Below are 21,045 nucleotides of genomic sequence, written 5' to 3' on the forward strand. Positions count from 1 at the left end.
CCCAAGCTCAATGTGCGCTCGGAGCAGGTCTTTACCGGCGCCATCTTGCAGGTTACCAGCGGGCGAAAAACCAAAGTGTGCCTCACCTCTGGGCATGGCGAATGGTCCGAGGACGCCGGCGCGGGCCGCTCGCTGTCCGGCGTCCAGAAGGCCCTGCGCTACGACAACGTCGAATTCGAGCGCATCGAGACCCTGGGCAAAAAGACCCTGTCCGAGGAATGCGATGCGATTTTCGTGCTGGGACCGCTGCGCGCGTTCCATGCGCAGGAAGCAGAGCTTCTGGCGGATTCGGTGCGTTCGGGTCACGGACTGCTGCTCGCGCTCGATCCGGTGATCGAGCGCGACCGGGTGCTGGAAACCGGTCTCGAGGCGCTGGCCGAGGAGTTTGGCGTGCGCATCGATCCGACCCTGGTCCTGGAGTTGGACACGCAGCGGCTGGCGTCTCCGAGCGTCGTGGAGTTTCGCGTGACCGACTACCTGGAGCACGAAACCACCCGGCCGCTTGCAGCCCTCGGCGGCGTCAGCTTTTTTCGCTTGGCGCGCAGCGTTCGGCCGAGCGACAGCGGCCAGGCGAGCGTCCTTTTTCGCAGCAGCAGTGCGAGTTTCGGCGAGCGCGACGTGGCTCAAGTGCGAAGCGCACAGGAACCCAAACAGGACCCCGAAGACGTGGCCGGGCCGGTGCCCTTGGCGGTCGCGGCGCAATACTCCCGCAGGGGGGATGCGCCGCGGGCCGGCCGCCTGGTCGTGGTGGGTGACAGCGATTGGCTGGATGCGTCGTTCCTGGACTCTCCGGTCTTGTCCAACGTGTACTTGCTGGCGGCTTTCACCGGCTGGCTCACCGAACGCGACGCCCTGATCGCGCTGCCGCCCAAGAAGGCAACGCTGGGTCACGTGGCTTTCGATCAAGCGGCGCTGTCCGGCCTGCTCCTGCGCGCGGTGGTGCTGATGCCGTTGAGCGCCCTGCTGATAGGTGTTGCTGTCTGGTGGGCTCGGCGGCAATGACCAAGACGACGCTGGTGCTCGGGGTGATCGCACTTGGGCTGCTGGCGTTCATCCTGCTCTACGAGCGCCACACGCTGACCACGGCCGATCTAGCGGACCGGCAGGGGCGCGTGCTCTTGGAGTTCATACGCCGGCGTGTGAGCAAGGTCGAGCTCGAGCGCGCAGCCGGCAGGCTGGCGCTCTCCCGCAAGGCAGGAGACGAAGACCTGGAATGGAGCGACTGGCGGGTGAGCGCGCCCTACCGGGCGGACGCCGACGAACAGGCGGTAGACGATCTGCTCAGCGAGCTGGAATGGCTTCAAGCCCGCCGGACGCTCGACTCCGTAGACGAGGACGAGCTCGCTGCTTTCGGCTTGCACAAGCCCAAGGTGCATCTGTCCTTTCATGTGGGAGCTCGACAGCACCGCGTTCATGTGGGCGGACACGAGCGGGCAGGACAGGGCGTATACCTCAAGCGCGAACGAGGTGGCCCCGTCTACGTCGTTGATGGGATGCTGCTCGAAGAGCTCGAGCGAGACGCGCTCGCTTTTCATACCAAGAGCTTGCATCCGCCGTTTTCGACCAACCTTGTGCAGGAGCTGAGCCTGCGGGGTCCGCAAGGAGTCCTGCGCCTCGCACGCGCAGGAGAGCACTGGCGCTTTCTCAGCCCGGACGGTGGCGCCGCAGCGGTCGAGGCGGTCGAGGAGCTGCTGCGCGCGCTCAGCGCTCTGCAAGCCGCGCGGGTGGTCGAGCTCGCCCCGCTGGAGCTCGGCACGTACGGCCTGGACCCGCCGCTCGGGCAGGTCGAGGTAGCCCTGCGCAAAGCCGGTCCCAAGACGGCCGGCGAAGCCGATCCCGTTCAGGCGCTCGAGCGCCGGGTGGTGCTGCTGGGAAACGAGTGCAAAGGGCACGAGGCCGAGCGGTACATCGGGAGCGGGCCGGGCCGACCCGTGTTTTGCGCGGGCGCAAAGCTGCTCGAGAAACTGCACCCAAGCCCCGCCGTGCTGCGGGGCAAGCGCCTGCCGCAGGCGGCACGATGACGAGCTGTGCGAGCTCGGCCGGCTACGGAACCTTTCGTGGTGTCAGGGTCCCCCTGCCCGGACTCTCATCGCTCGCTGGTCTTGATGAGCGGTTCGAGGTGATTGAGCCCGCTCGCTCCACCACCGAAGCCTCGAGCAGTTGCGAGGGCGCGCGTAAGCCACTCCTTCGCACGCTGGACTGCTTCCACCATGGGCTCCGCGCGAGCAAGCCTGGCGGCGATCGCCGCCGAGAGCGTGCAGCCCGCACCGTGCGCGTGGCGAGTGGCTATGCGGCGGCCCACAAGCTCGTGGAAGTGGCCGCCAGCCAACAGCACATCGACCGGCGCGCCCTCCAGGTGGCCTCCCGTCACCAGCGCGGCTTGCGCTCCGCAGTCCACGAGCGCTCGGGCGGCATCGCGGGCCTGAGCCGTGGTGCGCACGCTGAGCCCGGTAAGCGACTCGGCCTCCTTCAGGTTGGGTGTCACCAGGCTCGCGCAGGGAAGCAGCGCCTCGATCATGGCACGCCGGACGCCGGAACCCGACAACGGCACGCCCAGCGTGCTCGTCAGGACCGGATCCACCACCAGCGGGATCCGCGTCCGTGCGAGACGTCGCGCGACTATTCGGACGTTGTCGGAGCTGCCCAACGCGCCCGTCTTTGCCGCGGCCACGGGCACGTCCTGCAGTACCGCATCCAGTTGCTGACAAAGCAGATCGGGAGCCAGCACCTCCACGCGAGCCAGCGCTTGCGTGTTCTGCACGGTCAACAACGCAGGCACGGCACAGCCAAAGCAGCTGTGCTGATGGAACACCTTCAGATCGGCCTGCAGACCCGCACCACCCGAAGGGTCGGAACCCGCGATCGTCAACACGGCAGGAATCGTGGCCATGGCGAGCAGAGCTGCCTATCCTAAGGGGCCTCCTGCCGAGGCGGAAACAGGGTCGATTCTGAAACCGCGCCGATCCTACAACCCCGCCGATCCTACCTCACGCGACGCGCGTCTTGCGCCCGTAGGAGAGCTCGGCACCGCCGCTCTGGATGTGGTCCACGCCGGTTGTGAACGTGGCATCGGCCGCCAAAAAGAGGCAGAGCTTGCCGGTCTCCTCGATGGTACCCATGCGTCCGAGCAGCTGGGCCGCGTCTCCGTCGGCCCGGCACTTGGCCGGGTCGGGTGCGGCATCGATGGCCTCTTGCCACAGCGGCGTGTAGATATTGCCCGGGGACACGGAGTTGACCCGTACGTGGTGGGCGGCCTCGTCGATGGCGAGGGCCTTGGTGAAGGCCGTGATGGCTCCTTTGGTCGCCACGTACGTCACGGCATGCAGCTGCCCCATGCTGCCCACCAGGCTGGACATATTGATGATGTTGCCGCGGCTCTTGCGCAGGTGGGGCAGCGCCTCCTGGCAGGCCACGAACATGCTTACGATATTCAGGTTCAGTAGATCCTGAAAGTCCGTGACCGAGAATTCGTCGATGGGCTTGTGCGGCGGATGCCAGCCCGCGTTGTTGATCAGGCAGTCCAGACCTCCGCAGACCTCCACCGTGCGCCGTATCAAGGCACGAATCTCCTGCTCGTTGCTCATGTCGCAGCGCCAGAAGATGGCCTGGCCCGGACCTGCATCGGTAACTTCTTGCGCGACCCGCTCGCCCTCTTGCGTGGAGCGGGAGCAGAAAACCACCTTGGCCCCCGCCTGGGCAAAGACCCTCACACAGCCCTTGCCGATCCCACGGCTGCCGCCCGTCACAATCACTACTTTGCCTGAGTAATCAATCATTCTCCAACCGCCTCCTGCGCTCCCGACAACTGCGGAACCTACTACCGCAGAACACGCTCGGAGTCGAGACCCATGGCCGGCATGCCGCTACGCTGGTGCCGCGCGGCCGACTCCAGGCTCGAGCTCGGCACTCTTGGTGAAGCGAATTCCCCGCAAAACTGGCAGCACAGGGGGCCACAGCGGCCAACGGTGGTGCCGTTGGGAGGGTCGGGAGCAGGAGCAACACCGAAATGGCGGGTTCCCGGAGATTGCAGCCGTCGAAAGTGCCGCACTCGAGCCTGGGGCGAGCGCAGCGGCTTCGCGTGCGTGGCGAGCTTGCTTGTTGAAGACCGCACGTTTGCTAGATTCGGCGCCCGCATGCAGCCGCTGCTGAAGCCCAGGCGCAAATCCCGTCCCCGCACAGCCCGTCGCATTCTCATGGTGTTGTTGGCGGGCCTGCTCTCGGCGTTCGCGGCTCTGGTCGCGCTGGAGATCTCCCTGCGGGCGGTTGCGACGTGGCTCCCGATGAACATCGCCAACACCTTGCTCGGCCGTTACAACGACTGGGCACCGGGAGGAATCTTCTTTTACGACGAGACCCCCGGCCTGAGCTTCATGCGCCCAAACCACGAGACCACCACCTTCTGTAGCGGCTACTTCTGGCGCCATCAAACCGACGAGTGGGGATTCCGCAACCGCCCTGGTGTAGCCAAGGAAATCCTGCTGCTGGGCGATTCGATGATCTACGGGCACGGCGTCGACCTCGAGCACACCGCCGCGGAAATCCTGCGAACCGAGTACGGGCACCCGGTATACAACATGTCCAGGACCGCAGATTGTCTGTACCAGCACTACATGCTGCTGCGCATGTTTGCCGAGCGCTGGAAGCCCAAGCAAGCGGTTCTATTCGTGTTGGTCAACGACCCGCAGGACGTGTATGTCTATCGTCCCGGCCCTGCCCTGCTCACGAGGCCAGAGCTCACCCACTACGATTACAAGGGTCCTTTCGAGCGCATGCAGGCGCGCGGAAAGGACCCCCCAAGACAGTTCTACCAATGGAGCATGCTCTCGTTCACACGCCGCCTGTATGTTGGTTGGCAGCAGGGGTGGGGTGTGCCCACGGCGGAGCTCTTTCCGCAGGCCGAAGATCAAAGTCGACGCATCACGCCATACTGGGTCTTCGCGGTGGAGCAGCCGGGAATCTTCGGTCCCGTCACAGGCTACTTCCGGGCGGTGGTGACGCATCTGGCGCGTTTCTTGGGTGATAGAGGCGTCGAGCTGCGCATGGTCTGGCTTGACACACGTGACGCAGCTCCAGGCCTGGACCGCGTACACGACATGGTGGGAGCCATGGTGGCGCAAATCTGCGAAGAGAACGGGCTCGTTTGCGATTCCACCTTGTCGGAGTTCAGCAACTGCCAAGACTGCTACCTGGCTGGTGACGGCCATTACACTCCCAAGGGTAATCGACGCCTGGCTCGGTGATTGGATGCGTTCCTGAAACGCAAGCGGCCGCAGCCCGCCTCGCCGCCCGCAGCACCCGCAGAGGCTCGCTAGCTGCATGATTGCGAGGGCCGATTGCGAGGGCGGTGGCGGATGTCGCTTCCCGGACATCGGGCTCCCCGGGCCGGGTCCGGGTTCGGGTCCCGACGTCCGTGTTGGGTCCGAGGACGGGATTGCGGTCGTGCGATGGTGGGCGAGCTGGCGGGGGCGCCTGCTTCATTTGGCGAGCTCGGGCTCGGAGCCGGCTTCGCAGCCGGCGGTCGTTGCCACACAAGGCTCACGGCAACCACCCCGCCAAGCAAGAGCGGCGCACCGATCACGAGCGCAGACAGGACAGCATGTTCCTGGATGTACAGCAGCGGCACATGGATCCACAACCCTCGCACCGACCAAAGGGCTACCGCACCCGCGGCGACACGCAGAGCAAGGGGGCTTCCGGCATGCAGCAGCGCTACGGTAAGAACTGGAGCCTGCAAGATCAGGTAGTAGGTCCAGACGATGCCCAGCGGGAGCAGAAGCAGCGCCATGGCTGCGCCGCCGACAATCTCGAAGCGCGGTTTGCGCAGGGCTGCGATCGCCACGAAAAGCGCGGCTATCGCGATCACCGCGGCTAGCTCGATGCGTCCCAACGACGGATCCAGCTGAGGTACGGGGTCCCAATAGGCAGCGCGCCCAGGCCAATCTGGATCGGCGAGTCGGTGTAACAGCGCTCGCAGAGAGTGGTTGTTGAACGCTACCAGCGCGACTTGCGAGTAGACGCGGAGCACTGCAAGGTGACCGCTGAGCAGCTCGGGCGTGGCGAGGGCAGGAATGAGCACGTGGACGGCCAGGAAACACAGCGAGCTCACGATCAGATGCTTCGTCTGCCTGGCCGCCACGAAGACACCCAGCAACACCATGGCCCAAGGCTTGAAGGCGAACACGCACTGGAGCAGCACCAGCCCAACTACGCTTGTCGTGTTCGGGAAACGAGCACCGTGGGCCTGCCCGTTGGCCAGACAACGAAAGGCCCAGAGCGCGAGCGCACCGGTGTGCGTGATGTTCTGTCCGAAGACATAGGCCATGGCGGCCGGCACGCTCGTCGCGACTATCAATCCCCCGAGCCAGCGCGTAGCCACGCCGCGCACTCCTGCGATCCGCATGGACTCGTAGCCGATCACCAAGGCGGCGGCCGTACCAAGCGCGCCGAAGATCCAGAAGAAGGTCCGAAGCTCGACCAACCGAATCAGCGGCGACCACAAGGCCAGGTAGGTTGGACTGTAGGTATAGGTTGCCTTCAGCAAGGGCAGACGATGACGCGCCAGCTCGGCCAGCCATTCCGGATGGGGCGGTATGGCTGGAGGAGCGCAGTACACCGCTTCCGGGAAGCCCCGTTGCCACACCTTGCCCGCAATATACGTGGGCATTCCATCGAGCATGAAGTTGACGTGAACGATCTGCAGCGAGAACATGCACAGCACAAGGGCCACAGGGGTAAGGACGCTCAGCCACAGGAGGTACTGGCAGGCCGGACGCCTCGATACTGCAGCGATCCATCGCGTGTGCCCGCGCAGCGTCATGCCTTCGTGTCTCACTGCGCGGGCACGCCCGGACCCAGCGTGCAGCTCGAGGCTGCGTCGAGCGGCTCGCCAGGCTTCCTACCAGCAGCGTGACGCTTCGCACCTTGGCGCTGGTGCGAGTCCGGAGAGGTGAAGACCAACGCGCATGCCAAACCAGCGGCCAACCCCATGGGTGCGCTGATGGCCGCGGCCCAGACAGCACTCGGGCTCAGCAGACGCGCGGGAATCTCATGAAGCAGCCGGTAGAGCCAAAGCAGCTCGAGAACGCCCAGGGTACGCAGCGGCAATCTTGCCGACTCGCTGACGGTGGCAACCAGGGCGCTCGGCAAGACGAACACGAGGTGCTGCGGCTCTACATGTGGCTGCTGCAGGACGACCAGTCCGAGCACCGAAACGCCCAGCACCTCGAAACGCGGGCGTCGTACACACAGCACCACGAAAAACAAAGCGAAGCCGATCAGGAGGCCGATCTCCAACTTCCATAGTTCGGGATCGATGCCTGTCGTTCCTCCGGCCGACGGCATCAGGCCATCGTACTTCAGGCGTTGCAGCAAGGCCCTGAGCGAGAGGTTCGTGGAGAAGGGAAGGATGGTCTGCGCCACCTTCACAGCGGCGTGCCCTTCGACAAGCGCGGACGGCAGCAGTCGAGGCAGCGCGAACCACAGCACAAGGCAGCCACAGCCCGCGATGACGAGGCGCCTCCACTGCCGCACCAGCGCGAGCACGAGGAGCATCCAGCCGCAGGGGGGGTGAATAACGCAAGCTAGCCATAGCAGCAGCGTCCCAAGCGCGCTTCGCAGCCAGCGTTCAGCGTCCCGCGTCGGATCGTGGGCAAGGCACTTGAGGCCGAGCAAGCACGCGGCAGCCGCTTGCGCGTGCGGGTGGCCGCCGATGAAGCCAACACTGACAGGCACGGTCATGGACGCGCAACCAGCTCCGAGCCAGCGAAGCGATGCGCTCTCGACTCCGGCGATGCGCAGCGCTTCGTATCCGACGACGAGCGCCGAAGCCAGCGAAAGCAAGCCGAGCAACCAGAAAAAACCATGAGCACTGAGATGGCGCACGCAAGGTGTCCACAGCGCCAGGTAAAGCGGGTTGCCCGTGTAGCGCGGGCTGCTGTTTTGCACTGCTCCCCAGGGCAAGAAAAAAAACGGGTTCTGGGGTGCTTGAACCTGAGACAGGCGGGCGGTCGTGGGGGATGTTTGATGCCGATAAACCGCCTCGGTTGCTCCCTTTGCCCAGAAGCCGGCCGCCCGGAACATCGGTGCGAGGCGTGCGGGCTGCGTCGCCGGCGTGCGGGCCAAGGCCACCACGGACACCAGGGAGACGATCAGGGTCATGGCAGCGAGCCATCCCAGGTAGGTCGCGGCAGGCCATGTTGTGGAACGATCGCCGAGCACGGTCGCAGCCCATCCGAGTCTCCTGTGCGCTTTGCTCATCAGGCCTTCGAGTCGCTCCACATCGATCGTTGCCTCTGCTGCCCCTCCGGCAAGCGAGCGCCTTGCCATTGCACGCGATGCGGAGTTGCGCAACTCGTCCCCAACGCATCCCGCAGCGACGACGGGCAGGCTGCGGCCCGCACGCTTCTACGGCACAACCAGCGGAGGCTCGCCGGTTGGCGCAAAAGGCGGGATCACGCGCGGCGGCAAGTTGGGCTCTTGCTGGCCGCCGATGATGCCATCGACGAACCCGGCCAGGCGCCGGTGTCCGGAAAGCGTGAAGTGCCCGTCGCCTGGCAGGTAGCAATCGCTGCAACCCGCAAAAAGCTCCTTTGTCGTGAAGCACTGGAGCTCGTTTTGTCTGCACACCTGCGACACCAAAGCTCCCAGACGTGCGAACTCCACTACCCCTTCAGGGAGCGCTCCGAGCGTCTCCAGATGCACGAGCTGCAGTTTGATTCCACGAGCCTGCAGCCGGCGATGCAGGTCGGCGATCACCCGGCGGTAGTACTGCGAGGCTGCGGCAAACGTCCCCTGTTGCTGCAACGCCTGCAGGTACGGTGCCACGATCAGGCCTCGCTCGGCCGCGTCATCCTCGATAGAGAACATGACGCCCGGCAACTCGAGGCTGGGCAGATCACGCAAGCCTGTGTACAGGCGCACCGTGTGCAAGTTGGACAGCCGATGCAGCAAGCTGGGAGGGGGACGGGGCGGAGGGTGGTGCGCATAGTGCGTGAGCGCAGCGTAGTTGGGATCCGTGAGCTCCGGCATTGCGTATACCAACGATCCAGGACGCACCGCCAAGATGTCGAAAGGGTCGTTGATGAAAACGAACACGATCACGCGTTCCACGCCTTGGAACTCGGGCAGGTGTGCCCTCAAAAGCACGTAGTTCTGGTACAGGCAGTCCGCAGGTCGGGCCATGTTGTACACAGCACGTCCGTACTGTGTCCGCAGCAGGTGCGCCGCCGTGTCTTGCACGTCCGCGCCAAAGCCGTAGATCATCGAGTCGCCCAGAAGCAGGGTCTTCTTGGGGGTGTCGGGCGGATTGCGAAAGCCGTGCTCGTCCGTGAAATGGCGAAACCAATAGCCGTTGGTGAAGTCCTGTATTGACAGATTCGGAAGCATCAGACCGAGACTGCGTCCTGCATCGTAAAACCAAACCTCGTGAGCACGATTGAACATCGGGGAAAAGACGTGGTTGGCCAATCCGCGGGGCAGGTACGGTGCCGCCACGACCAATCCCAGCTCGGCGCTCAGGAAGCACATCACGATGGATAGCAGCGCTGCTAGGCCCCGAAAAACCGCTCGTCGAGCTCGAGGACTGCGCTCCGGAGCAGCGCGGGCTGCAGCAGGGCCAATGCTGGCTGCGTTCGGTACCGGCGAGTCCAACGCCATCGTCGCGTGGTATAGCGTGTACCCGTTGGCCCTTCAATTATGCGCAGCGCGAAGTCGTGGCTGTGGCAAGCAAAGTTGCCTATCCTCCCGGCCGTATGCAAGCTGCCTCTTCGTCGCTTCCGCTCCTAATCGCCGCCCTGGTGGTCGGCATCGTCGCGCTCGTGTGGGGCGCGAATCGCTTCGTGGACGGAGCCGACGCCGGGGCGCGATCGCTCGGCGTGCCCCCGATCGTAGTTGGCCTCACCGTGGTGGCCTTCGCCACGTCGGCCCCCGAATTGCTCGTTTCGAGCGTAGCCGCGTTCAGCGGTAGTCCCGATATTGGAATCGGCAACGCGCTCGGATCGAACATCGCCAACATGGGTCTGGTGCTCGGGCTCACGGCAGCCGTGCGACCGGTCGGCCTGCCGGAGCGGCTGCTCCGACAGGAGCTGCCATTGCTCGCGCTGGCGATGGTGGTGACCTTCTTTCTGCTGCAGGACTCGCGGCTCGGCCGGCTGGACGGCATCCTGTTGCTCAGCGGACTGGTTGGCTTCGCCGTGCTCACGGTCCGCAACGCCCTGCGGGCAAGACCTGCCAATCACGCTGCCGAGCTCGCGGCCAATCCAGCAGCCAACGGCACGGCGAGCGCCGCCCTACAGCTTGTGGTCGGCCTGGTGGTCCTGTTGCTCAGCTCAAGAGCCCTGGTATGGGCGGCCGCGAGCTTGGCTCGATTCATGGGCATCCCGGAGCTCGTGATCGGACTCACGGTGATCGCCGTTGGCACCAGCCTACCTGAGCTTGCCGCCAGCGTGGCCTGCGCCCTCCGAGGTCAACCGGAAATGGCTGTGGGCAACATCGTGGGCTCGAACCTGTTCAACCTTCTCGGAGTGCTTGGCTTGCCCGGTGTCATCATGCCTCAGGCGATCGATTCGGCCGTGATCGAACGAGACTTCGCCGCCATGGTGGCGCTCACGCTGCTTGCTGTCACGCTGGCCTATTCCGGTAGTGTCAAGCGCATCTCGCGCCTCGGGGGCCTGTTGCTGCTGCTCGCCTACGGCGCCTACGGCGTGTGGCTGTTTGCGCCTCCATGAAGGAGAGCGCGCAGTCGGGGGCGGGACTGGACCAAACGATCAAGACTCCTGTGGCGCAGCCGGAACCGCAAGCTTCACGCCAGACTCAGCAAAACGCTCATTGAGCTTCATCGTGCCGGCGAGCTCTTCGAAGATGCCGTCTCATGCGGGGCCACGACGTAACGCAGACTGTAAGCCTTGCCTTCCCGAGCGATCACAACGGTGATCTCTCGTGATCTCAGCGCGGCGGCCGCTGCAGTGCGCAACGAACGTGCGTCAAACAGCGGATAGTCGTTGAGCTCCTGAACAACGTCGCCGTCGCGAAAGCCTAGTGGCAAGGCACAGCTGTCGTCGTCGACCCCCACCAGCAAGAAGCCTTCGCTCATTCCGTCCTGACGAAACGGCACCAGACGCAGGGAACGAAGACAGGGCGGCCCCGTCTGCAGATGAGCAAGCGTGCACCGGGCGATCCGGTATCGGCCCGGGCTCTGCTCCGACACGAAATCTGCGAAAGGGCCGGGACAAGGCGTGGCCAGTCCCGGGGGGCCCTTGCCCGGCGCCTGATCGCCGTTACCTCGAGCCTTGTGCCCGCTCGCAGGAGTGGCCGCGCCGCCACAACCCTGATTGGCCACGAATGCCAGGATGAACGCGGCCGAAAGCCGGCAACGCCTTGCGCGGGCGCGGTGAGCTGGCCTTGCACCAGTTCCTCGCTCGGACGCTCGGGGCGACACGCCGCGATACTGCATAGGAATGGCAGCCGCGTCCAGCCCCCGCGCGACCGGCCCAGGGCGCCCCCCAAACTGATCCGTAGTTGAGGCGCAGGAAGCAAGGTCGACACTAGCTCGAGGGCGCCGGCGGGCGGCCGTCCGCTGCGACCGCGCGCTCGCTCAAGCGAGGAAGCGATCGGCCTTGCAGAAAATATGACACCCAGACGCCTGCCGTGTATGGAAGGCAGTACTCATCCCACATGGTGCACCAATGCCTGCAGAGCCCGCCATCCGATCCCTTGACCAAACCAAGCCTCTGTCCGGAAGCAGACCCCAGGCAAACCGTACGGCCCGGGGCGCCAACACCGCTTCCGGCGCCGACTGGACCGGAACGCGGCTCGGTCGCTACACGATTCTGGGAGAACTCGCCGCGGGAGGCATGGCTTCCGTTTGTTTGGCGCAAGGAGGCGGAATCGAAGGGTTCCGTCGCCTGTTCGCGCTCAAAATGCTGCATCCGGAAATGGCCGCGAACCCGGTCGCCGTCAAGTGGTTCCTCGACGAGGCCTGGATCGCCGGGCAGGTCCGCCACTACAATGCGGTTTCCGCCATCGAGGCGAGTCAACGTGGTGACTCGAGCTACTACCTGGTGATGGAGTACATTGCAGGGGATCATCTACGAAATCTACTGCGTCAGGCGTACCGCAACGGAGAACGTATGCCCGCGCGTGTGGCCGTTCGCATCGTGATCGACACCCTCGCCGGACTGGAGGCGATTCATGATCTCAAGGACAGCCAGGGCCGGCCGCTGGAGCTGATCCACCGAGACGTGTCGCCTCAGAACATCCTGGTCGGCGTCGACGGCATAACGCGCTTGACCGACTTTGGCCTGACGCAGCCGGCGCAGCGCATCAACAGGGAGCGTGCCGAGCTCTTCGCGGGCAAGCTCGCCTATATGTCTCCGGAGCATGTTGGCCAGGAGACCCTGGATCAGCGCTCCGATCTGTTTTCGATGGGCGTGGTCCTGTGGGAAAGTCTCACTACTGCTCGTTTGTTCGCGGCCCCTACACCCAAGCTGACCATCGATCGCGTGCGCGAGGCACGGGTAACCAAGCCATCGCGGATTCGCGCGGATCTGTCCGCGTTCGACCGCGTCGTCGCCAGAGCCCTCGCCCCCTGTGCGTCAGCTCGCTTTCGGACTGCCCGTGAGTTCCGGGCGGCACTGCATCAGGCTTGCGCCGAAATCGGTGGCCCGGCGTCGCGGCGGGAGGTACGCTGGATCGTGTCCCAGTACGCAGCAGAGAAGCTGCAGCGGGAGCGGGAGCTGGGACGCTCTCCTGTGATGCTAAGTCAGCCGCGTGCTTCAGCCCCAGCGGCCGGCCCCCGGCCGCCACGAGGCCGCAAGCCGCTCACCCGCGCCTCGAGGACCGGCAGCTGTGCCGACCAAGTGGACAGCCTCGCGAACGCCGTGTGAGGCGTTCCAGCCACCCATCGGGCCCGCTTCCACGGGCCCTTACCTTGTCGTGACCAGGTAATCGTTGATCACGTTTTCCAGCAACTCCTGCTTGCCGCTGTGCCGTTCAGGCTCTGCGCCTTCGGCTGCGATGTTCCGCAACGTCTCGAGGTCGAGCTCCCCTCGCTCGAAACGCCGCCCCTCTGCCGCGTCGAAGCTGCGATAGCGCCCGTCACGAAGCTCCTTGACGCGGGAGTCGCCGAGCAGCCGATCCGCGATCAACAGGCCACGAGCGAACGCATCCATTGCCCCGATGTGGGCCACAAACAGGTCTTCGGAATCGGTCGACTCCCGGCGCAGCTTCGCATCGAAGTTCAATCCTCCCGAGCCGAGACCGCCCGCTTCCAGCACGACCGTCATGGCGTGAACGCAATCGTAGAGGTCCAGAGGAAACTGGTCCGTGTCCCACCCGTTGTGCGGGTCGCCTCGATTTGCATCTATCGATCCCAGCAGCCCCGCGTCAGCCGCCATGCGGAGCTCGTGAGCAAACGAATGCCCGGCGAGCGTGGCGTGGTTTGCCTCCACGTTCAGCTTGAAGTCGCCTGCCAGCTTCGCGTGCCGCAAGAATCCAATAACCGTTTGCGCGTCGAAGTCGTACTGATGCTTCATCGGCTCCATGGGCTTCGGCTCCACCAGGAAGGTGCCGCCAAAGCCGATCGAGCGCCCGTAGTCACGTGCCTTCTCCAAAAAGACAGCCAGATGCTCCAGCTCTCGTTTGGTGTCGGTGTTGTGCAGGCACGCGTAGCCTTCCCGGCCACCCCAGAACACGTAGTTCTCGCTGCCCAGGGCCACGGTGGCGTCGAGCGCCGCCTTGACCTGAGCCCCTGCCCGCGCCACTACCGCAAAATCCGGATTCGTCGCAGCACCGTTCATGTAGCGCGGGTGCGCGAACAGGTTCGCGGTCCCCCACAGAAGCTTCAACCCAGTGTCGCGCTGCCGTTCCCGCGCCAGCTCGACCATCGCCGCCAAGTTGCTCTCCGATTCAGCCACGCTTGCGCCTTCAGGCGCCAGATCGAAGTCGTGGAAACAGTAGTAAGGCACCCCGAGCTTCGTGCAGAACTCGAATGCCGCATCGAGCCTCTCTCTCGCGCGCTCTTGAAGATCCGCGTGCATCGCCCACGCCTGCTCGCGCGTCGGGCGCCCGAAGGGGTCGCTCCCCGTACCGCACAACGTGTGCCAATAACAAACGGAAAAGCGCAAATGCTCTTCCATGCTCTTTCCGCGCACCTCGCGCTTCGCATCGTACGACTTGTACGCCAGCGGATTATCCGATCCCGGACCCTCATACGAAATCCGACCAATGCCCGGAAAGTACTCCCGGTTTCCAACAAAGACTGTTCTCATCGCATTTGCCTCGGCCCCGAGTGCTTATGCTTACCTTGGGAGGCTCTCCGGCTCACCCGTACAGATTCGTCGCAGCGGCGACTGCCCGCTGGTATTCGCCAAAGATCTCGTTGTAGAGTCGCACCCGATCCGGCACCGGATCGCAGCAGCGATCCTGGTCGCGCGTGAGGTGGTCCGGCAGCAACCTGGACAGACTGGCGCGGCCCTCGGCGAGCTCCAACGCTTGCATGGCCGCGCCAAATGCGGCGCCCTCGTCCTGTTGGAAGACCGTCACAGGTACGTCGCATACGTCGGCAACGACCTGACGCCACTGTCCGCTCTTGGCGCCACCTCCGGTCAAGACTATCTCGGACGCACCAACCCCCAATTCCCTGAGTCGCTCGAGACCGAATCGCAAGGCAAAGGTGGCGCCCTCCACTGCTGAACGCAGCAGATTCTCCGGCCGGGCGTTGCACGCCTGCAGGCCCACGATGCAGCCTCGGGCGTTTGGTAGATTCGGAGTGCGTTCTCCACCAAAAAAGGGCACGGTGATGACACCCTCAGCGCCCGCCGGCGCAGACTGAATCTGTGCCTCAAAGGATCCCATCGCCGCGCCGAGGAGAGCGCGCATGAGCTCCGTTGCCACCGTGCAGTTCATCGTGCAGAGCAAGGGAAGCCAGCCGCCGGTCGACGAACAGAATGCGGCGATGCTTCCCTTGCGATCGATGACGGGGTGATCGGAGTAGGCATAGACCGTTCCCGAAGTCCCCAGGCTCATGGTGACCTGCCCCGCATGCACGTTGCCCGTGCCGATAGCACCCATCATGTTGTCGCCGCCACCTATCGAAACGGGCACACCTGGCGGCAGGCCCAATCGTACAGCGATCTCGGGGCGCAGCGTGCCGATCGCTTCATTCTCTATTCTGAGAGGAGGCAGACACTCGAGCAGGTCTCGACCGGGGTCGATCGCCCTGAGCATGTCCGGCGACCAGGTTCGCTTGCGGATGTCCAGAAAACCTGTGCCCGAAGCATCTCCGCTCTCTGCGCAGCGCTCGCCCGTAAGGTAGAAGTTCAGGTAGTCGTGCGGCAGCAAGATGCTGTCCAGCCGCTCGTACAGCTCGGGCTGCTTCTTCTTGAGCCGGAGGATCTTGGAAGCCGTGTAGCCCGGAAGAACCAGGTTGCCCAGCTTGTCGAGACACGCTTCGCGGCCCCCGAAGGCGGCCGTGATTTCCGTACACTCGGCTTCCGTCGACGTGTCACACCAAAGCTTGACCGGCGCCAGGACCTCGCCCGAACGGTCCACCGCCACAAAACCGTGCTGCTGCCCGGATACGCCCATCGCGACGACGCTCTTCCGGATACCGGGATCGGCCGCTGCCATCGCGTCCGCGAGTGCTCTGGTCCACCAATCCGCCTGCTGTTCGGCAACACCTCCCTGGTCCCGGTGCAGCTCGATCGGCGCGCTCACGCTTGAAGCGATCCGGCGAGTGTCAGGATCGTAAAAGACGACCTTGAGACTCTGGGTGCCTAAATCGATCCCGACAACGGTACGCATGCTACTGAGCCGTTCGTGGCGGCCGAACGAGCAACCAAGACACCGAGCCTAGCGGCAGACGTCCTTTCCGGTCAACGCGCAGGGGGTAACCGTTCACCGGGGTCTGAGCCATCCAACTCCGCAGCGCGGCGTCATGCTCGGTCCGGAGTCGCGGCCGCTCAAACGCTCATTGATCTGCTCAAACGCTCAGTTCTCGGCTAGAATGATGGTGCAAGCGCGGGTTGTCTGGGCTACACACGTCCCAAACGCGGTGAGAGGCCGCGCGCTCCGCTGCAGCGCGGTCCTGGCCTTCAAGACCATGAGCAACCGGCTGCAGAGTGTCTCCCGTAGCGCCACAGGCGCAGGGCGTCTGCGGTACGTTCGCTCACCAAGGCGAAAAAAGCGCCTAGGAGGAACAGTGTTTGGACGACTACTAGCTCAAATCCAGCGCCGGCTTCCGGCGCAACCCGCGCACGCACACTGCGACGGCCCCTGCGGCATCTACGATCCGGCTGCCGCTCGAATCGCCGCGGAGGCCGTCCGGTCGATGACGAACAAGATCCTGGCATTGACGCCGCCCGATCCTTCCGACGGGGACGCCCTGGTGCGCTATCACAACACGCTGGCTCGCTACGTTGCCATCAAGGAAGAGCAAGCCGAGCTCACGAAACGGGAGCTGCTCATCTTGTGGACCGACTACTTCAAGCCCCCGCACCTCAGCGCCTATCCAGACCTGCACGACACGTTCTGGAGAGCGGCCAAGCTGTGCTCGGCCTGCAAGGTGGAGGTGAGCCCTGTGCACGCTGACGAGCTGCTCGAAGCCATCCAGCAGATCCACAAGATTTTCTGGGAATCCAAGAACCGCACGGTGGATTGGGTTCTCGCCGGCTAGTGTCCCGTATCCAGCTATGATAGCCACCACGATCCTGGGCACGGTCGCCGAGCTGGTAGCTTGGTGCAAAGGTCAGCGGCGATGGTTTCGCGTGCACGGAGACAGCATGTGGCCCACGCTCGAGCCCGGGGCTTGCGTGTTGGTCGACACCCGCGGACTGCTCCCCGCCATCCCAAACGCGATCGTGGTCGTTACAGAACCCGAGAAGGACGGCGTCGCGCTTGTGAAACGCGTGGCTTCCGTGGGCGCGCGAGGCTTCGCGGTTATGAGCGACAGCCCCGTCCATGCACGTGACAGCCGGCAATTCGGATCGTTGGCGCCCGAGCAGCTCGTCGGTCCGGTGACCCTCTCCTTTGACCGCAGCGGCGGCTTTCGCCTGTTTGACGTCGGGTCGGAAAGGGCATCGCCGTTTCGATTTCGATCGGCGGTGCCGTGAGCCCGATCCTTGCAGGCGGCCTCATGGGCCTCGTACTCGGCGTGAGACACGCCCTCGAGCCTGATCACCTGGCTGCCGTGGGCACCTTCGTACCAACGAACGCAACTCCGCGGCGGGCGGCTACGATCGGGGCGCTGTGGGGCGCGGGTCATGCCGTCGCGATCCTCGCGCTGGGAGCGGTTGTGCTTGGACTGCGCGGTAGCATCCCCAGCTGGCTGGACACCGCGCTGGAGCTGTTCGTCGGGGCGATGCTCATCGGGCTGGGCGTGCGCGCGATCAAGGCGGGCTGGCTTTCGCAAGATGTGCCAACCAGCGCCGAGCTTGGCTCCGGGTCTCGTTGGCGACCGTTCCTGGTGGGACTCGCACACGGCGCCGCCGGCACGGGAGCGGTCGTCGTGCTCGCCTCGACCGCCATGGGCGGCGTCTGGTCAGGGCTGTTGTTTCTCGGCGTCTTCGGAGTAGGGTCCGCAGCCGCCATGGCTGCCGTTGCCGGCATGCTGGGAGTGCCCGTGCGGCGCGTTGCGACCGTTGCCCGCTACCGCGCCTGGCTGCTGATGGGTGCGGGATGCGCCTCCGTGCTCGTGGGTATCTGGTGGTCGTTCGAGGCCATCCGCTGATCGTTCGAGTGTCCTGGAACCGTGATTACTTGCATAACTCGGCGAGCAATTGACGTCGAAGGAGCCGGCGAATCGACGCCGGCTTCGGTTCAATCTCGATGCAGTGCAGAGCTGTTTCAAGAAGATAGTCGCAAGGCGGTCGCTGGTTCAATCGGCGTCAAGGACCGCCGAATCATGTGAGGAATTTCTGTTCCAGGACACCAGGCCAGCTGCCGATCGGAGACGACGCCAAGCAAGCATCCACGCCCCCGACCCGTGCGGCGCCCCCGACCAACGCGGGTCGGATCGATGCTTCGAGCAATCCGGCGATCCTTCATGACCAAGACATCCGCACAGTCCCTTCCCAGCCATTTCGATGCAGCAGCTGCCGAGCTGAAATGGAGCGGCCGCTGGGAGAAAAGCGGCATCTTTCGCTACGAACCATCGCGGGGTCGCGACAAGACGTTCGTGGTGGATACGCCGCCACCAACCGTTTCCGGATCGCTGCACGTCGGCCACGTCTTCAGCTATGCGCACACCGACATCCTGGTCCGCTACCAAAGGATGAGGGGTAAGAACATCTTCTACCCCATGGGGTGGGACGATAACGGGCTGCCCACGGAGCGGCGGGTCCAGAACTATTTCCATGTGCGCGTCGACGTCGACCAGAGCTACGTTCCGGGACTCGAGATCGCGCAGGTGCAACCCAAGGTAGCCAAGCGCGAACGGCCGCGGGGGGTGTCTCGCCCCAACTTCATCGAGTTGTGCGAGCAGCTGACACGCGTTGATGAGGACGCATTCAAGACGCTCTGGCGCCGTGTAGGCCTTTCGGTCGACTGGACGCAGGAATACGCCACTATCGACGAGCGCAGCCGCGTGGCCGCACAGCGCTCGTTTCTTGAATGCTACGAGCTGGGCCACGTCTACAGCGAACAAGCCCCCACCTTCTGGGACGTGGACTTCCTCACGGCTGTAGCGCAAGCCGAAATCGAGGAACGCCCCCAGAAGGGGCACTACCACGACATCGCGTTCGGCGTGGAAGGCTCCGGCGAAGTGCTCGTGGTCGCGACCACGCGCCCCGAGCTTCTTGCGGCGTGCGTGGGCGTCACCGCGCATCCCAGCGATGCACGCTATGCCGGTCTTTTTGGGAAGCGTGCGATAACCCCCCTGTTTCGGGTGCCCGTCCCGATTTTCTCCAGCGAGCTCGCCGATCCGGAGAAGGGGACCGGCATTCTAATGGTCTGCACGTTTGGCGACGCGACCGATGTGACATGGTGGCGGCAGCAGAGACTCCCGCTCCGGCAAATCCTGAGCAAGGATGCCCGGCTGCTGCCCGTCGAGTTCGGAACCCCGGGCTGGGAGAGCCTCGAGCCCGCCGAGGCAAACCGCTTGTACGCGCAGGTACAAGGCAAACGCATCGGCGCCGCGCGTGCTGCAACGGTCGAGCTGCTGCGCGACCCTGCCAACGCGAGCGCGAAGTCTCTTGGAGCTGCACTGCAGGGCGAGCCAAAACCCATCGAGCGCCCCGTGAAGTTCTTCGAAAAGGGCGACCGGCCGCTCGAGTTCGTCAGCACGCGGCAGTGGTTTGTGCGTTTGCTCGACAAGAAGGACAAGCTGCTCGCCATGGGGGAGCGCGTGCAATGGCACCCCGGATTCATGGCTGCGCGCTACCAAGACTGGACCAAAGGCCTTCAGCTTGACTGGTGCATCTCGAGGCAGCGTTTCTTTGGTGTGCCGATTCCCGTCTGGTACCCGCTCGACTCGGAAGGGCAACCACGATTCGAGCAACCGATTCTGGCGAATGCGGATTCGTTGCCCGTCGACCCGACGACCGACGTCCCGCCCGGATACCAGGCGTCGCAACGAGGCCGCCCGGGCGGCTTCGCCGGCGAAACCGACGTCTTCGACACGTGGTTTACGAGCTCGCTCACACCGCAGCTGGGTTCGCATTGGGGAATCGACCCCGAACGCCACACGCGGCTTTTCCCCGCCGACATTCGGCCGCAGAGTCACGAGATCATCCGTACTTGGACCTTCTACACCATCGTCAAGGCCCTGCTGCACGAGGGCACGCCGCCCTGGCATCATGTCGTGATCTCCGGCTGGGTGCTCGACCCGGATCGCAAGAAGATGTCCAAGAGCAGAGGCAACGTCGTCACGCCCATGCAGCTGCTCGAAAAGCACGGTGCGGACAGCGTACGCTACTGGGCGGCCCGCGCCCGCCTTGGCACCGATACCGCGTTCGACGAGCAGATGCTCAGAATCGGCAGGCGCCTGGTCACCAAGCTGTTCAACGCAGGCAAGTACGTGCTCGCGCAAACTGCTGCCGAGCAACGGATCGGCGCAGAAATCGACCGCGAGCTGATAGCCAACCTGCGCGGGCTCGTGAGCGAGGCCACTGGCGCCCTGGAGCGCTTCGAGTACGCCGAAGCGCTCGCAGCGACCGAGAAATTCTTCTGGTCGAGCTTCACGGACACCTATTTGGAGCTCGTCAAGGGTCGCGCCCGGGGGGAAGGCGGCGTTACCGAAGCCGAACGCGGTTCGGCCGTTGCCACGTTACGCCTGGCGTTGAACGTCTTGCTACGCCTCTTCGCTCCCGTGATCCCCTTCATCACGGAGGAAGTCTGGAGCTGGCAGTTCGCGGCGGACCACCGGCGCCCCAGCATTCATCAAGCGGCCTGGCCCACGCTGGCCGAGCTTGCGCACGTGTCCGAACCGAGCCGGCCGGGTGCGCTCGCGCTGGCTCGCTCGGTGTTCAGCGCGATCAACAAGCGCAAAGGGGAGCTCGGGGGCTCGACAGGGCGCCGGGCCGCCCGGGTGATCTTGGCAGCAGGACCTGCGCTGCGCAGCGCGCTCGCCCCGATGCAAACCGACTTGTGCCTGGCCGCTCGAGCGAAGGACTGGCAATGGGTGGACCGCCAGCCGGCCACCGAGGACGGTTTCGAGCTCGTCGAGCTGGTCCTCGAGGCTCCAGCACACGACCCCGCCGCCGGCGCCTGACTTGACAATGCCCACCAGTGCACTGGCGGCCGGCCTGGGTTGCGGAGCCGGTCCTCGCCCGCTCGGGCGCGGTTCAGGAAGGTGAGCTCGCGATTGGTGCTTCTAGCCCGCCGAATGGTTCGCAACCTCGCGGCAATGTGCGCAAACGTGCTGTTGATTGCACAGCAACCAGGCTCTGGGGAGTGTCTTGTACATGCTGCTGTCGATCCCGAGGCCTCGAAGTCGTGGCGTTTGCGCGTGAATCGTGCGCTATGCAGCACAAATTCGAGCAGACCCCGACTGAAGATTTGACCCGCGGCAGCAGTACGGTTTAGATTCCCTCGTCTTTTTGGCCATTGTCCCCA

General features: G+C 64.6%; 17 protein-coding genes. 9 read left to right on the forward strand and 8 right to left on the reverse strand.

Features of this window, described 5'->3' with window-relative positions:
- Together MJD61_00855 and MJD61_00860 are read left to right on the forward strand one after the other, a co-directional pair.
- Positions 1-1,002, forward strand: a 1,002-nt coding sequence (locus tag MJD61_00855; GenBank protein MCG8553829.1) for a Gldg family protein, incomplete at its 5' end; no start/stop codon positions are given.
- On the forward strand, positions 984-2,021 hold the full coding sequence (locus MJD61_00860; protein ID MCG8553830.1) for a DUF4340 domain-containing protein: 1,038 nt from the start codon (positions 984-986) through the stop codon (positions 2,019-2,021). The genes MJD61_00855 and MJD61_00860, both read left to right, overlap by 19 nt.
- Positions 2,022-2,086: 65 nt before the next feature.
- Here MJD61_00860 and thiD read toward each other — a convergent pair whose 3' ends face one another.
- Complete coding sequence (thiD, locus tag MJD61_00865; protein ID MCG8553831.1) at positions 2,087-2,890, reverse strand: bifunctional hydroxymethylpyrimidine kinase/phosphomethylpyrimidine kinase; 804 nt, start codon at positions 2,888-2,890, stop codon at positions 2,087-2,089.
- Positions 2,891-2,987: 97 nt separating this feature from the next.
- A complete protein-coding gene (locus MJD61_00870) occupies positions 2,988-3,776 on the reverse strand; it encodes an SDR family NAD(P)-dependent oxidoreductase (protein MCG8553832.1) in 789 nt (262 codons plus the stop codon).
- Positions 3,777-4,193: 417 nt separating this feature from the next.
- Between MJD61_00870 and MJD61_00875 the strand changes: the two genes are divergently transcribed.
- Entirely contained in the window at positions 4,194-5,240 is a 1,047-nt protein-coding gene (locus MJD61_00875; protein ID MCG8553833.1) for a hypothetical protein, read from the forward strand.
- Positions 5,241-5,308: 68 nt separating this feature from the next.
- Here the strand turns inward: MJD61_00875 and MJD61_00880 are convergent, their stop codons facing one another.
- From MJD61_00880 to MJD61_00890, 3 genes are all read right to left on the reverse strand, one after another.
- Entirely contained in the window at positions 5,309-6,817 is a 1,509-nt protein-coding gene (locus tag MJD61_00880; protein MCG8553834.1) for a DUF2029 domain-containing protein, read from the reverse strand.
- Positions 6,818-6,828: 11 nt separating this feature from the next.
- Positions 6,829-8,256: a hypothetical protein gene (locus tag MJD61_00885; protein ID MCG8553835.1), complete on the reverse strand. Its 1,428-nt coding sequence runs from the start codon at positions 8,254-8,256 to the stop codon at positions 6,829-6,831.
- Between the two features lie 147 nt (positions 8,257-8,403).
- A complete protein-coding gene (locus MJD61_00890) occupies positions 8,404-9,654 on the reverse strand; it encodes a hypothetical protein (protein MCG8553836.1) in 1,251 nt (416 codons plus the stop codon).
- A gap of 62 nt (positions 9,655-9,716) precedes the next feature.
- On the opposite strand from MJD61_00890, the gene MJD61_00895 reads away from it, so the two are divergent.
- On the forward strand, positions 9,717-10,724 hold the full coding sequence (locus tag MJD61_00895) for a calcium/sodium antiporter (GenBank protein MCG8553837.1): 1,008 nt from the start codon (positions 9,717-9,719) through the stop codon (positions 10,722-10,724).
- Positions 10,725-10,831: 107 nt separating this feature from the next.
- On the opposite strand, the gene MJD61_00900 is transcribed toward MJD61_00895, so the two are convergent.
- Positions 10,832-11,335, reverse strand: a complete 504-nt coding sequence (locus MJD61_00900; GenBank protein ID MCG8553838.1) for a hypothetical protein — start codon at positions 11,333-11,335, stop codon at positions 10,832-10,834.
- Positions 11,336-11,681: 346 nt separating this feature from the next.
- Between MJD61_00900 and MJD61_00905 the strand changes: the two genes are divergently transcribed.
- The gene (locus tag MJD61_00905) at positions 11,682-12,881 is read left to right on the forward strand and encodes a serine/threonine protein kinase (protein MCG8553839.1); all 1,200 of its coding nucleotides are present in this window, start codon (positions 11,682-11,684) and stop codon (positions 12,879-12,881) included.
- A 39-nt stretch (positions 12,882-12,920) separates the two neighbouring features.
- Here MJD61_00905 and xylA read toward each other — a convergent pair whose 3' ends face one another.
- Positions 12,921-14,264 (reverse strand): xylose isomerase, encoded by a 1,344-nt coding sequence (gene xylA / locus MJD61_00910; GenBank protein MCG8553840.1) that lies wholly within the window; start codon positions 14,262-14,264, stop codon positions 12,921-12,923.
- A gap of 52 nt (positions 14,265-14,316) precedes the next feature.
- Positions 14,317-15,798 carry a xylulokinase gene (gene xylB / locus MJD61_00915; GenBank protein ID MCG8553841.1) on the reverse strand — a complete coding sequence of 494 codons (1,482 nt, stop codon included), beginning with the start codon at positions 15,796-15,798 and terminating at the stop codon, positions 14,317-14,319.
- A 397-nt stretch (positions 15,799-16,195) separates the two neighbouring features.
- Here xylB and sodN point away from each other — a divergent pair, with 397 nt between their 5' ends.
- The 4 genes from sodN (at position 16,196) to valS (ending at position 20,701) form a co-directional block, all read left to right on the forward strand.
- Entirely contained in the window at positions 16,196-16,669 is a 474-nt protein-coding gene (gene sodN / locus MJD61_00920) for a superoxide dismutase, Ni (protein MCG8553842.1), read from the forward strand.
- 16 nt (positions 16,670-16,685) lie between these two features.
- Positions 16,686-17,105, forward strand: a complete 420-nt coding sequence (locus tag MJD61_00925; GenBank protein ID MCG8553843.1) for a S26 family signal peptidase — start codon at positions 16,686-16,688, stop codon at positions 17,103-17,105.
- Entirely contained in the window at positions 17,102-17,722 is a 621-nt protein-coding gene (locus tag MJD61_00930; protein MCG8553844.1) for a hypothetical protein, read from the forward strand. Before MJD61_00925 ends, MJD61_00930 begins: the two co-directional genes overlap by 4 nt.
- 315 nt (positions 17,723-18,037) lie before the next feature.
- The gene (valS, locus tag MJD61_00935) at positions 18,038-20,701 is read left to right on the forward strand and encodes a valine--tRNA ligase (protein MCG8553845.1); all 2,664 of its coding nucleotides are present in this window, start codon (positions 18,038-18,040) and stop codon (positions 20,699-20,701) included.
- The last annotated feature ends 344 nt before the right edge of the window (positions 20,702-21,045 follow it).

It is taken from the genome of Pseudomonadota bacterium (assembly GCA_022361155.1).
Taxonomy (GTDB): domain Bacteria; phylum Myxococcota_A; class Polyangia; order Polyangiales; family JAKSBK01; genus JAKSBK01.

Coding starts and splice junctions, on each gene's coding strand:
- valS (MCG8553845.1), top strand. CDS start 18,038: ATGACCAAGACATCCGCACAGTCCCTTCCCAGCCATTTCGATGCAGCA.
- MJD61_00880 (MCG8553834.1), bottom strand. CDS start 6,817: ATGACGCTGCGCGGGCACACGCGATGGATCGCTGCAGTATCGAGGCGT.
- MJD61_00905 (MCG8553839.1), top strand. CDS start 11,682: ATGCCTGCAGAGCCCGCCATCCGATCCCTTGACCAAACCAAGCCTCTG.
- MJD61_00885 (MCG8553835.1), bottom strand. CDS start 8,256: ATGAGCAAAGCGCACAGGAGACTCGGATGGGCTGCGACCGTGCTCGGC.
- MJD61_00925 (MCG8553843.1), top strand. CDS start 16,686: ATGATAGCCACCACGATCCTGGGCACGGTCGCCGAGCTGGTAGCTTGG.
- MJD61_00890 (MCG8553836.1), bottom strand. CDS start 9,654: ATGGCGTTGGACTCGCCGGTACCGAACGCAGCCAGCATTGGCCCTGCT.
- MJD61_00875 (MCG8553833.1), top strand. CDS start 4,194: ATGGTGTTGTTGGCGGGCCTGCTCTCGGCGTTCGCGGCTCTGGTCGCG.
- thiD (MCG8553831.1), bottom strand. CDS start 2,890: ATGGCCACGATTCCTGCCGTGTTGACGATCGCGGGTTCCGACCCTTCG.
- xylB (MCG8553841.1), bottom strand. CDS start 15,798: ATGCGTACCGTTGTCGGGATCGATTTAGGCACCCAGAGTCTCAAGGTC.
- xylA (MCG8553840.1), bottom strand. CDS start 14,264: ATGAGAACAGTCTTTGTTGGAAACCGGGAGTACTTTCCGGGCATTGGT.
- MJD61_00870 (MCG8553832.1), bottom strand. CDS start 3,776: ATGATTGATTACTCAGGCAAAGTAGTGATTGTGACGGGCGGCAGCCGT.